This is a genomic window from Tolypothrix sp. PCC 7712 (assembly GCF_025860405.1).
Lineage (GTDB): Bacteria > Cyanobacteriota > Cyanobacteriia > Cyanobacteriales > Nostocaceae > Aulosira > Aulosira diplosiphon.
On the sequence record NZ_CP063785.1, the window covers coordinates 4,406,778 to 4,419,986 of the forward strand.

12 protein-coding genes are annotated in these 13,209 nt (G+C 41.7%); 4 read left to right on the forward strand and 8 right to left on the reverse strand.

The window, feature by feature from the left end; translation table 11 throughout:
- Positions 1-206 precede the first annotated feature (206 nt).
- The 5 genes from HGR01_RS18215 to HGR01_RS18235 all read right to left on the reverse strand — a co-directional run bounded on the left by HGR01_RS18215 (position 207) and on the right by HGR01_RS18235 (position 4,402).
- Positions 207-410, reverse strand: a complete 204-nt coding sequence (locus HGR01_RS18215) for a hypothetical protein (RefSeq protein ID WP_045867456.1) — start codon at positions 408-410, stop codon at positions 207-209.
- Between the two features lie 116 nt (positions 411-526).
- The gene (locus HGR01_RS18220) at positions 527-1,261 is read right to left on the reverse strand and encodes an amino acid ABC transporter ATP-binding protein (protein WP_045867457.1); all 735 of its coding nucleotides are present in this window, start codon (positions 1,259-1,261) and stop codon (positions 527-529) included.
- A complete protein-coding gene (locus tag HGR01_RS18225; RefSeq protein ID WP_096621637.1) occupies positions 1,254-2,753 on the reverse strand; it encodes an ABC transporter permease subunit in 1,500 nt (499 codons plus the stop codon). Before HGR01_RS18225 ends, HGR01_RS18220 begins: the two co-directional genes overlap by 8 nt.
- 79 nt (positions 2,754-2,832) lie before the next feature.
- On the reverse strand, positions 2,833-3,897 hold the full coding sequence (locus tag HGR01_RS18230) for an ABC transporter substrate-binding protein (RefSeq protein WP_045867458.1): 1,065 nt from the start codon (positions 3,895-3,897) through the stop codon (positions 2,833-2,835).
- 34 nt (positions 3,898-3,931) lie between these two features.
- On the reverse strand, positions 3,932-4,402 hold the full coding sequence (locus HGR01_RS18235) for a tetratricopeptide repeat protein (protein WP_045867459.1): 471 nt from the start codon (positions 4,400-4,402) through the stop codon (positions 3,932-3,934).
- Between the two features lie 293 nt (positions 4,403-4,695).
- On the opposite strand from HGR01_RS18235, the gene HGR01_RS18240 reads away from it, so the two are divergent.
- The 3 genes from HGR01_RS18240 to upp all read left to right on the forward strand — a co-directional run bounded on the left by HGR01_RS18240 (position 4,696) and on the right by upp (position 8,018).
- Positions 4,696-5,955, forward strand: a complete 1,260-nt coding sequence (locus HGR01_RS18240) for a GTP cyclohydrolase II (protein WP_045867460.1) — start codon at positions 4,696-4,698, stop codon at positions 5,953-5,955.
- Positions 5,956-6,008: 53 nt separating this feature from the next.
- Positions 6,009-7,262, forward strand: a complete 1,254-nt coding sequence (locus HGR01_RS18245; RefSeq protein WP_045867461.1) for a URC4/urg3 family protein — start codon at positions 6,009-6,011, stop codon at positions 7,260-7,262.
- A 120-nt stretch (positions 7,263-7,382) separates the two neighbouring features.
- Positions 7,383-8,018 carry a uracil phosphoribosyltransferase gene (gene upp, locus HGR01_RS18250; RefSeq protein ID WP_045867462.1) on the forward strand — a complete coding sequence of 212 codons (636 nt, stop codon included), beginning with the start codon at positions 7,383-7,385 and terminating at the stop codon, positions 8,016-8,018.
- Between the two features lie 75 nt (positions 8,019-8,093).
- Here the strand turns inward: upp and HGR01_RS18255 are convergent, their stop codons facing one another.
- The 3 genes from HGR01_RS18255 to trmB all read right to left on the reverse strand — a co-directional run bounded on the left by HGR01_RS18255 (position 8,094) and on the right by trmB (position 11,331).
- Positions 8,094-9,032, reverse strand: coding sequence for an ABC transporter permease (locus tag HGR01_RS18255; RefSeq protein WP_045867463.1), 939 nt, complete (start codon positions 9,030-9,032; stop codon positions 8,094-8,096).
- A gap of 60 nt (positions 9,033-9,092) precedes the next feature.
- A complete protein-coding gene (locus HGR01_RS18260) occupies positions 9,093-10,142 on the reverse strand; it encodes an ABC transporter permease (protein ID WP_045868772.1) in 1,050 nt (349 codons plus the stop codon).
- A gap of 535 nt (positions 10,143-10,677) precedes the next feature.
- A complete protein-coding gene (trmB, locus tag HGR01_RS18265) occupies positions 10,678-11,331 on the reverse strand; it encodes a tRNA (guanosine(46)-N7)-methyltransferase TrmB (protein WP_045867464.1) in 654 nt (217 codons plus the stop codon).
- A 736-nt stretch (positions 11,332-12,067) separates the two neighbouring features.
- Between trmB and HGR01_RS18270 the strand changes: the two genes are divergently transcribed.
- The gene (locus HGR01_RS18270) at positions 12,068-13,174 is read left to right on the forward strand and encodes a metallophosphoesterase family protein (protein ID WP_045867465.1); all 1,107 of its coding nucleotides are present in this window, start codon (positions 12,068-12,070) and stop codon (positions 13,172-13,174) included.
- The last annotated feature ends 35 nt before the right edge of the window (positions 13,175-13,209 follow it).

The window sequence follows — 13,209 nt, forward strand, 5'->3', positions numbered from 1 at the left end:
ATTGCCACTCTCAAGCATTTCTCAACCTTTATTTTTCTTCACTCTGTGTCCTCTGTGTCTCTGCGGTTGATTTACAAGCACAAATTTATCCGCATTTATCTACGTTTATCCTCTTCCATTCCTGCGGAACGCTACGCGAACGGCGGTTAATTTTTTATTCTTGTACCTCATCAATATGCTGAATCGTTATAACGCAACCTATTTATTTAATCATCAGGAAATTGCCAAGAAGAAATACTTTCAACATCTTGGCTATTGCATTGAGTACAAGTAGCATCAAATCTTGAATCCATCCATTCATAACCACAAGCACGACAATGACAGAAAATATTATTGCGGTTGGCATCTTTTAATCCTTGATACCATTGCTGTAGTTCTTCAGCCTTTTCAAAAGGAGAATTATCAGACATTTAGATAAGCCTTGAAAACTAAGTAAATCGGTAAAAATCAACCAAACTCTTACCAATGACAAATGACTAAGAACAAATGACAGCCCTAGCCAATTATCTTTAACCCACCGCCCAACTTACAACATTTTTTCTAAGAATTGCTTCGCGCGATCGCACTGTGGATTCTGGAAAAATTCACCAGGGGTAGTGTCTTCTGCTAAAATACCTTGGTCGAGAAACATAATCCGACTGGCTACTTCTCTAGCAAACCCCATTTCGTGGGTAACTATCGCCATTGTGATTCCGGTTTGCGCTAAGTTTTGCATCACTTGTAGCACGTCTTTGACCATTTCCGGGTCTAATGCAGAGGTGGGTTCATCAAAGAGAATCATCTCCGGTTCCATTGCTAAAGCACGGGCTATGGCAACTCTTTGTTTCTGTCCCCCTGATAATTTAGATGGGTACACATCTGCTTTTGCTTCTAAGCCGACTTTTGTGAGTAACTCTAGCGCTTTATTTTCGGCTATTTTTTTATCTACTTTTTTCACTTTAATTGGCGCATAGGTGACATTTTGCATCACTGTCATGTGGGGAAATAAATTAAAGTGTTGAAACACCATCACCAATTGTTGCCGAACTTGTCCGATATTGATTTGAGGATGAGTTATTTCTTGATTATGAAAATAAATTTTACCTTTGCTGGGACGTTCCAGCAAATTCATGCAACGTAAAAATGTAGATTTACCTGAACCAGAAGGGCCGAGAATCGCTACAACTTCACCTTGGTGAATTTCTGTGGAGATATTTTTGAGTACGTCGAGTTTACCGAAGGATTTACACAAAAATTCTGTCCGAATTAAGACGTTACTCACTTTGTCTTAACCTCCTTTCTAAAACCGATGCACCAAAGGTTAAACCCATGACTAAAGCATAGTAAATAAACCCTGCAAACAGTAGCGGCTCAAAGTAAATATATTTATTTGCACCGACAATTTGAGCGCTGCGTAAGATTTCTACTACTCCAATTGTCGAGACTAAAGCTGAGTCTTTCAATAGTCCAATAGTTTCATTTACCAAAGCCGGGAGAATGTTTTTTAAGGCTTGGGGTAAGATAATGTCCCACATCATCAAGCCATAAGGAACACCCATAGACATCGCCGCTTCCGTTTGTCCTTTATCTACCGCTTGAATTCCCCCACGGATGGTTTCGGACATATAAGCGCCAGAGTTGAGGGTAAAGGTTAGCACTCCTGCTGTTAAAGCTGAGATGTCATAGCCTGTTAGTTGGGGTGTGGCATAGTAAACTAACGCTAACTGTAATAGTAATGGTGTACCGCGAAATATAGAGGTATAGGCGTTAGCTAGCCAAGTCAGGGGTTTGATTCCCGTAATTTTGCAAAGAGAGAGAATTGTCCCCCAAATTAACCCTAGAAATACTGAGAATAGAGTAAACAATAACGTTAGGGGAATACCTTTGAGGATAAAAGGTATTTCGGGGATGATTCTCGTAAAGTCTAAATTCAAACCACCTTTAGCTGGTGCTGAAGAGACGTTAGTAGCGGCGGTAGTTTGGGAGAACCATTTAGTTACTAATTGCTTGAGTTCGCCTTTTTGCTGCATTTGTTGCAAAGCTTGGTTAAAAGGCTGTACCAAAGGAGAACTTTTCGGAAAAGCGATCGCCGAACCACTGGCTTCTTCAGAAGGAATGACGTTAAACTCTAACTCTGGGTTGGCTTGGGCAAATCCCCTCGCTACAGTATCTTCCACAATGGCAGCATCAATTCGCCCAGATTTAATTTCTTGAATGGCTTCTGGTACTTTATTAAGTTGTTTTAGCTGAATTCCGGTAACTTTCTCAGCTATTTTTTTAGCATTTTGCTCTTGAATAGTCCCCAACTGTACCCCTACTTTCTTCCCCGCTAAGTCTTGGGGTTGCTGAAGATTGCTAGTTTTCGGGGCGACAATGGTATCTTTAGCTTCGTAATAAATAATCGAGAAATCAACATTTTTCTTGCGTTCTGGGGTGGGAGTCATCCCCGCCATCACAAAATCAGCGCGATTGGCTTGGAGTGCAGGGATTAAGCCATTAAAATCGGATTCCATTACCTGGAGTTTAAACCCCAGTTTTTGCGCCAGATTTTTAGCAATATCAATATCAAAGCCAACAATTTGGCGATCGCCTCCTTGAGTATCATAGAACTCATAAGGGGGATAATCTGGCGAAGTAATCAATGTCAGTGTATCTTTGCCTACAGATGAAGCTGCGTTGAGAGAATAGCTTTGACCTGTGACAATACTTATGACAACCATTGCTGCAAACAGCAAGGTTAATATTTTTCGTTTAGGGTATGGGGCATTGGGCATGGGAGATTGAGTATTTCTTACCTTGTCCCCCTCTGCTCCCCTGCTTCCTCTGCTCCCTCTGCTTCCTCATCCCAGTCCCTCAAACTTTGTAATACTCTACACCTTTATTGACAAATTGCAGGGTAAATGAGTCTTGATACTTAACATTCGACTGGGTAATTCCAGATAGCACCATGTTGTCAAATACTAATTTCCACCTAGCCTCACTCATCGCCCCAATTCCAAGTTTTTCTGCAGTATCAGAAATTACAATTCCATATTCTTTGAGTTTGGTAAGACTATAAGCCAACTGCTCATCTGTCATTTCTGGATTCGCTTTCTTGATTAAATCATTACCAGGTTGAGGATTTTCTAAGTAACTATACCAGCCCTTAATTGAGGCATCAACAAAGCGTGTTACCAAGTCGGGATTTTTGTCTACTAATTCTCTCTTGGTCTCAATTGTAGTTGCGTATGTGGGATAACCATAATCTGCTAGTAAAAACACTATCGGTTTAAAACCACCTTGCTTTTCAACCGCGAATGGTTCTGAAGTGATATATCCTTGTTGCGCTGAGGTTTTGTCAGCCAAAAAGGGAGCAGGATTGAAGTTGTAAGGGCGTTTTTGTGCGTCGGTAAAACCATACTTAGCTTTTAGCAGTGGCCAATAAGTAACGTTTGCAGCAGCGGATACATAAATCGGTTTGCCTTTGAGGTCGGCAAGGGTTTTAATTGCTGTGTTGGGATGGGTAATGATACATTGAGGGTCTTTTTGAAAAATTGCTGCTACGGTAATTTTGGGAATGCTTTGTGCTACTGCATTGATAGCATCAATACCAAAACCCATGAAAAAATCTACTGCACCACCCATCAATAACTGGGTACCACTAGGTACTTGCGGGCCACCCATTTTAATGGTGACATCAAGACCGTGATTTTTGTAAATTCCAGTTGCGATCGCCTGATAAAATCCGCCGTGTTCTGCTTGTGCTAACCAATTTGTACCAAAGGTTACTTTATCTAACCCAGAAGTTGTCATTTTTTCAGAGTTGCTATTAGCACAGGCACTCACGATGCTACTACCTATACATAAGGAAGCATACTGAAGAAATTGGCGGCGATTCAGGTTATCAAATGTTGCTGATGCGGATGGCGGCTGATTCATGGGATAAAATAAGGCCTCTATTTACTGGGGTGTTTTAGCTGATTCTGAATGTACATTCCAGAATTAACTTTTGGTTCACCAGTGAATAGGGTTGAATGGCTAAAGCACGCTGAAAAGCTTGAATTGCTTCAACATATTTACCTAAAGCTGCATAACATAAGCCCATACCGTGGAGTGCGCCAAAATGTACAGGATTGAGATTCACAACCATCTGACAATCTGCTAAGGACTTTTGATAATTACCCATGCTGTAGTAAAGAAAAGCACGACGATTCCAAGCTTCAGCAAAATCTGGTTGTTCGTTAATTAATCTTGTTAGCACTTCTTCAGCTTCAGTAGTTTCCCCAGCATCCAATAATTTCTGGCTGTGGTCAATTTTCTCCAGCCCATAAATGCCTTTTTGTTGAAACCAGATGCGCCAGATTTTCTTAGTCGCTTGTTCCCGGACTGTAGCATCTGAATTTTTCAAATCTTCAAGTAAAGAGCTGATAGATAAAGAATCCATAAATTCGGTCTAGGTAAATGTATGTATATATCAACTGTCGCACAAAAATCCCTACTTAAACATATTTAAAGTCATCTTTAAATTCTCTTAATTAGAGTTACAAAATTAACGTTTTCAGTGTTACATTTTTTATGTATTCAGTAATACTATTGGTACTGGTTTTTAGCGTAAAATTTATAGATAATTAGTCATTAGGACATCATAAATTTAAAAATAGCAGCTGACTTTTGGTAGTTGACAAAACAAGTTAACTAACAGTTGATAAAAACATCACAAAAAAAACCAAGTAATCTATGCCAAAGCCAAATAGTGTTTCCAGGCATATTGTTCTCACATCCCATCCCAATAGTTTTGGCCCCAAACCAAACCCCATTCATTGGGGCGCAGCCGAGCCGATGGAACGTGGCCCGATTATCGCCACTTTGACCAAGCAAGCGCACCGAAATGTGATTGGCACCCATTCCGGTAGTTATGCTGTCTATCGTGCTTTAGCGGTGGCTAGCGGGGCTTTACAGTCAGATCATCGCGCCGATTTGACTAACACCTCGCCAGTTACTCATATTGGCCCCCATCCCAGTTGGGCTGATCCTGATAAAATTGTGTCCCTAGACCCCTTTGGGGCGGTAGCTAGTGAGGTATTTGCCTCTTATTACGCCCAAGGTTATGACATCCGCCCCACAATTGCGATTACTCAGGCTCATATTAATATGCCGGAGCTGCAAGAAGCGGTAGATAAGGGACGCTTGCAGGTGGATGGCAAAATTATGAAACCAGGCGGTGATTTGGTCGTTACCAAGGCGGCGATTGAGCCAGTTTGGTATTTACCAGGAATTGCCAAGCGGTTTAGCATTCAAGAAACAGATTTACGCCGCGCTTTATTTGAACAAACTGGGGGGATGTTCCCCGAATTGGTGACACGTTCTGATTTAGAAGTATTTTTACCCCCAATTGGCGGTGTCACAGTTTACATTGTCGGTGATTTAGCTGCGATCGCAGATCCCAATAAACCGCTAGCTGTGCGGGTACATGATGAATGTAACGGTTCTGATGTCTTTGGTTCCGATATCTGTACCTGTCGCCCTTATTTAGTACATGGGATTGAAGTCTGCGTCCAAACTGCACAGGAAGGCGGCGTGGGTGTAATTGTCTACTGCCGTAAAGAAGGACGTGCTTTAGGAGAAGTTACCAAATTCTTAGTTTACAACGCCAGGAAGCGACAAGAAGGAGGCGATCGCGCTGATGCTTACTTTGCCCGTACAGAATGCGTGGCGGGTGTGCAAGATATGCGCTTCCAAGAATTGATGCCCGATGTGTTGCATTGGTTGGGTATTACCCGCATTGACCGCATGGTATCAATGAGTAATATGAAGTACAACGCCATCACCCAAGCGGGGATTGAAATTGTCGAACGGGTACCCATCCCAGAGGATTTGATTCCCCAAGATGCACGGGTGGAAATTGAGGCGAAGAAGGCGGCTGGCTACTACACCACAGGTGATGTGTTAGATGCGGAAAGTTTAGGTGAGGTGAAGGGGCGAGATTTGGAAGGATAAAGTATCAAGGATGAAGGATAAAACTTCATCCTTACTCTTGCAGGAGGTGAAGAGTGGATAGACGAACCGCGAAGGCGCGAAGTACACAAAGAGAAGAGGGGGAAGAAGAGATTGTGAGATATCTTCGTTCTCCGGAGGCGATTCGAGAAAGATGTGGGCAATTATTTTCTTGGGTATGTGAGGGGAACTCAGAGAATTTTGCTTGCGATTTGACGCAGTTGGGAAAGGTTGCGGATTATGTGATTGAGGTAATCCGCACAGAATACCCAAATTTAGATATTCCCTTTCACAGCCGTTGGCGACATTTTGAAGTTGGGGGTGTAAGGCGAGTCGCGAATTTAGATCCTCAGTTGGTGGGATTATCTCCTGCTGATAAAGTGGCGGCTAAGTTTGATTTGGCGATTGTGAGTGTGCTGCTAGATGCTGGTGCTGGGGATAAATGGCATTATGATGAGCTGGAAACTGGCTTAAGATTAGGTCGTTCGGAAGGCTTGGCTGTGGCTAGTTTCCGGATGTTTTGTGAAGGCAATTTTGCACTTAATAGCTTACCCCAGGCTGATGCTTATCGCTTACAAAGATTAACTGAAGCAGAACTAGCAACTGGATTCCAAGCCAATGCGGAAAATCCCTTAGTGGGAATTACCGGAAGATTGAATTTATTACAAAAGTTAGGAAAAGTCATAGTTACTTTCCCCCATTTATTTGGATATCACAATCCTCGTCCGGGGAATTTAGTTAATTATCTCTTGGGTAAGTCAGAAAATCGACAGTTAGCTGCTACTACTGTATTAGATGCAATCCTAGAAGGGCTGAGTGATATTTGGCCGGGAAGATTAGAGATAGCTGGGGTAAATTTAGGTGATGTTTGGCAACATCCAGCTATTAATGATGATGGATTAGTGCCTTTTCATAAGCTGTCTCAGTGGTTGACATATTCTTTATTGGAACCGCTACAAGAACTGGGTATAACAATTACTGGTTTAGATCAACTCACTGGTTTACCAGAATATCGCAATGGGGGTTTATGCGTTGATTTGGGATTAATTACTGTGAAAAATCCTGAGATTTTCCGCACTTCTCACTCCGTAGCATCAGAAATTATCGTTGAATGGCGCGCTTTGACAGTGATTCTTCTAGATTTGATTGCGGCGACAGTACGCGACAAGTTGGGTATGAGTAGCGAAGAACTCCCATTAGTCAAAATCCTCCAAGGGGGAACTTGGACAGCCGGACGCAAAATTGCTGCTGAACTCAGAACAGGTGGGATACCCCCCATACAAATAGAAAGTGATGGCACGGTATTCTAGGGGACTGGGGACTGGGGACTGGGGATGAGGGAGATGAGGGGGATGAGGGGGAACAAACACCCAACATCTAATTACCAATTACCCATTACCAATTACCCATTACCAAATGACAAATGACAAATGACAAATCAAGTTACGTTAATTGAACATCCATTGATTCAGCACAAACTAACACTGATGCGGCGGGCGGAGACGAGTACAACGAAGTTTCGTAACCTCGTTAAAGAAGTTAGTTTGTTGTTGGCTTATGAGGTAACGCGGGATTTACCTGTGAAATATGAAGAGATTCAAACGCCTCTCGCCGCGATGAATGCGCCTGTGCTTGCACCAGATAAAAAGCTAGTGTTAGTTTCCATTATGCGGGCGGGACAGGGGATTTTAGATGGGATGTTGGAGTTAATTCCTTCAGCTAGGGTGGGACACGTGGGTTTATATCGTGACCCAAAAACACTGATTCCTGTGGAGTATTATTTTAAGGTTCCCCATGATGTCGAACACCGAGATATGATTGTTGTCGATCCGATGTTAGCAACCGGTAATTCGGCGGTGGCGGCGGTGGAACGCTTGAAATCAACGAATCCGTTATCGATTAAGTTTGTCTGCTTATTGGCTGCACCGGAAGGGATTAAGCATTTTTGTGAGGTACATCCAGATGTGCCTTTATATACGGCTGCTATCGATGACTATTTGGATGAGCATGGCTATATTATCCCCGGTTTAGGAGATGCAGGCGATCGCTTGTTTGGCACAAGATAAGGAAAATGCCCTATGCCCTATGCCCCATGCCCCATGCCCCATGCCCCATGCCCCATGCCCCATGCCCCATGATAATTAATCTGAATGGCGATTTTCTCCAAAGTAAGCAGTACCTAATGCTTTGGGTGGTGTTGATTTCCCGGCTAATCCTACCAATGCGAATAAAGCGATCGCATAAGGTAACATGACTAAAAATTGGTAAGGTATATTTGCCCCTAATGCTTGAATTCGCAGTTGCAAAGCTTCCGTAGCCCCAAATAGCAAACAAGCCAAAGCACTACCTAGAGGATGCCATCTGCCAAAAATTAAAGCTGCGATCGCAATAAATCCTTTACCTGCACTCATCCCCTCGGCAAAAAATCTCACTTGTACCAAGGTTAAATAAGCACCTCCCAAACTAGCAAGGCAACCGCTAATGAATACAGCAAGATAACGTACCCTTGTTACCAAAATTCCAGCAGTATCAGCAGCTTGCGGCGATTCTCCCACAGCCCGTAATGTCAGCCCAAAGCTGGTTTGAAATAATATATATGTTGTGAAAATAACTAATATTAATAGTGAATATACTAAAATATCTTGCTGAAATAACAAAGCCCCGATCACGGGAAGATTCGCCAAACCAGGAGTAATTATCGCCCCAATTCCCGGTAATTGCTGTGTACTACTACCGCCAAATACCAGCCTTCCTAGAAATGATGTTAACCCGGCGGCGACAAGATTAATTGCTAGTCCAGAGACTAATTGATCAACCCGCAAAGTTACACATAAAAAGGCGTGGAGTAACCCTACCAATCCGCCAGCAATCACAGATGCGATGACACCCAGCCAAGGATTTCCACTGTAGAAAGTAGCAACAGCACTAGTAAAAGCCCCAGTTAATAACATACCTTCCAAAGCGATATTTAACACCCCTGAGCGTTCCGAATACAATCCCCCTAAAGCAGCAAATCCCAAGGGTACAGCTAGACGCACAGTCGCAACCAAGTAATCAGAGAAAAAATTGAGATTATTCATAGAGCTATTTTTAAACGCCAAGGTTCACTGAGGAAAGCGTAAAGCAGAGTTTTCTTGGCGTTACTCTGCGTTAACCTTAGCGTGACTCTGCGTTTTTACTCTGATTGCCCTTTCCACCGCCAAACTAATCGCAATAAACAATACCGCTAAACCCTGAATAGCGTACACCACAGTTACCGGCACACCTGCACTCCGTTGCATGACATTCGCACCACTACGCAGCGCCGCAAAAAATAGCGAAGTTAACACTACACCGACCACACTACCACGACTGAGAAATGCGATCGCAATGGCATCAAATCCATAACCTGGCGAAACTTGTTCAAATAGCCGATATTTCAACCCCATTACTTCACAACTACCAGCCAAACCCGCTAAACCTCCCGCTAAAGCCATCACTAACATAATGGTACGTTCTACCGACATTTGAGCATAACGGGCGGCGATGGGGTTAAATCCCACTGCGGTAATTTGGTATCCTAAAGGCGATCGCCCTAACAACACCCACAATATTACTGCGGCAAGTAAAGCTAATAAAATCCCTGCATGGGCGAGGCTTTGTGGTAGTATAATCGCTAGACGGGCGGTCTTGGCTATTAATGGCGAGTAAGGACTAGGCGCGCCTGGTGCCATTAAGGGATTCTGTACGAGGTAACTAACTAAATTTACGGCAATGTAATTTAGTAATAACGTAGTGATTACCTCATTTACTCCCCGTAAAGCTTTGAGATAACCAGGAATCCAACCCCAAACCGCACCAAATAAAAATCCGGCGAACATTGCTAGAGGAATATGAATTACAGCAGGTAATCCCTGCACATATAATCCAATTAAAGTACTTCCCAACGCACCTAAGTAAATTTGTCCTTCACCACCGATATTAAATTGTCCAGCTCGTAATGCTACCAATACCCCCAAGCTGGTGAACAATAGCGGTGTCATTTTGGTGAGGGTGTTACCAAAACCAAAGTAGCTGGAAAGAGATTCTTGGAATAAAGCTGTGTACGCAGTGAGGGGATTTGCCCCAGCTAGGAGGATGAGGATAGCACCGACGAGTAGAGCAGATGTAATAGCAATTAGCGGTGATAGGATTGGGAGCAGAAATTTCATGCGATTATTTGCGATCGTTTTGTCATCTTTGCCAACCCTCAGCTTCAGAAATGAGTATAAAATAATATCTCGATTAGAAACCATGAAAAAACTTTTGCTATGAATACCTCAACAGCGAAGTTTTGCCATGACTAGCAATACTATTCCTCACAAGAGTGATTGCTCTAAATTTATACAGAGTATTGTATCCCCATTTGCGTTATAGAGGTTATTGATGAATGTTAGGGATGTGAAATTACAAGTTAGCCACTCATGGGAAAAGGTAACAACCAAACATGAAAAATTCTCTTCTCTAGCGTCTCGTTTCTAGTCTCTATATCCTATTTTTAAGCTAGTATGAGAAACCTATATTACTGCTCTAGGTTTCTAGTCAGCTATAATGTAACAAATTAAATGTCAGCCAACTTATTAATTTTTTAAAAAGTCTATAGTAAATCAAAAATATTTTTACAACCTATTTTATGTAAAGGATTCTAGTTTTCATGTAATCTAAAATCCCCCACTATTTAACGCTTATTTATAGCCGATTATGGTATTAGGAATTTGTTGTTACTTCTCTTTTGATAAATAAAGCCCGATAAACAGGCTCACCTTTGTTTTGAGTAGCTGTTTCTCGTTCTGTAGCTACGGGTAGAGGATTTTCTGTCAGCCATTCTTCAGCACTCAATTTCTGAAATGCTGGATTTTCGGCAAAAATATTCCGCATTTCTATTGCTAAAAACTCTATATCTGATTGCAAAAATACAACCCCGCCAACAGCCAAATAATTCGCTAACTCTGCCACTAATTCTGGTTGCACTATTCGCCGTTTCGCATGGCGAGTTTTAAACCAAGGATCGGGAAATTGAATTGTGACACGTTGTAAGATACCTGGTGGCAAGACAGATAAAAGTGGCTGTAAAGATTTATTTACATTGCAAAATAAATAATGGAGATTTGTTAATCCTAAATCTGTAGATAAATGATTTGCCTCTACCACTAAGGGTTCTCGAATTTCTAAACCGAGAAAATTCCACTCAGGTTCTATTTTTGCCATATTCAACAAAAACCTTCCCCTAGCACAGCCAATATCTAAATGTAATGGTTGGTAAGGCTGGGTATATACTTTGTCCCAATCAAGAGTACTGATTGCTTTTTGATACCTTTGGGCAAGGGGATTAACATGTTGACGTACTCGCACAGCGGCCAAAATAGATTCTCCTTCACACGATGATCTCAAACAACAAGGCTGTAATTGCCTGATTGTAATTAGCAATTAACCAATATTTTATCTTAAACAAGAATACTCGAGAAAAGAGCAACGTCAATTTGTTGAAAAATTTGTTTGCTCTTTATCATCTATATTTGAATAGCTCTAACATTATGAATGGCCGATGCCAGACAATCTACTTTATATTTCATTGATATAATTGCCTCATCAGCTAAAAAATCAATAAAGATTTAGCAAAATATCGGGATTGGTGATTAGTAAACATCAAAAAAAACAGCGGACAGCATTGGCTGCATCTATAACATAATTAAAAGTATTTCTTCTATCGGAGAATTTTTTACTATAGACTTCACAGAGATACGAACTACTGGCTGTAAGACTTTCATCAGTAACACTCATCAACTATATTCACAAAGACTGATGAAAAGTTTGATCCTTGGTGTCTACTCTACTCTAATAACTACCACAAGCGACGTAAAACCACCTTGAAGGGTTCCACAACAACCCTAAATCTGCAAAAATGGTTCTGGTAAAATCAGTCTGTTGAATAGCATATATGCCTGATTTTTAAGATAAATCTCATGCAGTTATCGGCAACGATTAATGTGTAGAAATGTTAAGGCTTGACGCTTCAAAGCAGGTTAACAAAGCACAAGTTATACTCTTGGGAAAAGGCTTGTTTTAAACCCTAATTTTATAAACTATCGTGAAATCAATGGCTCTAAATTTTCGGTTTGCCATAGTTAGCGATTTACATATCGCACTAACCCACACAATTTGGGATCATCCCAGCCGCTTTCATCTAGTGGAAGTTAGCATCCCTGCTTTTGAAAGCATATTAGAACATTTAACACAGCTCGACTTAGATTTTCTCTTAATCCCAGGAGACTTAACGCAACATGGCGAACCAGAAAACCATGCTTGGTTACAACAACGTTTAGCTAAGTTACCTTTTCCTGCCTATGTTGTACCTGGAAATCACGATGTTCCTGTGTTGATGGCTGATGAACAATCGATCGCCTTTGCTGATTTTCCCTACTACTACCGCAAGTTTGGTTATGACAATCCCCAGCAACCTTATTACACAACTGAGTTGCTACCTGGAGTCAGACTAATTGGCTTAAATTCTAATACTTTTAACGAACAAGGTCAGCAAATAGGGCGTTTAGATGATCAACAGTTCCAGTGGTTAGAAGAAGTACTAGCAAAAGTCAAAGATGAATTAGTTTTGGTGATGGTGCATCACAATGTAGTTGAGCATCTACCCGATCAATTACGCCATCCGATGGCAAATCGCTATATGTTGGAAAATGCCAGAGAATTAGTGCAATTGCTCAAACGCTACAACGTAAATTTAGTATTTACTGGGCATTTACACGTACAGGATGTTGCTTGCTCTGAAGGTGTATATGATATTACCACTGGTTCTTTAGTTAGCTATCCTCATCCCTATCGTACATTAGAGTACCATCGTGATAATTACGGTAGACAATGGTTACAAATTTTATCTCATAGAGTGGAAGCAGTACCAGATTTTCCCAATTTGCAACAATTATCTAAAGAGTGGATGGGCGATCGCTCTTTTCCCTTCCTCATCAAGTTACTAACTTTACCACCCTTAAACCTGCCCATTGACCAGGCAAAAGAACTAGCTCCTAGTTTACGAGACTTTTGGGCAACTATTGCCGATGGCGATGCTTTATTAGACTTTCCCCAGTTCCCCCACAAAGTCCGCCACTACATTCAAAAATACGGTGCGATCGCTAATAGTGGTACTCCTACTCTGATTGATAACAACAGCACAATTTTGTTGCCGAGGTGAGGAGTTGGGGATTGGGGACTGGGGACTGGGGATAA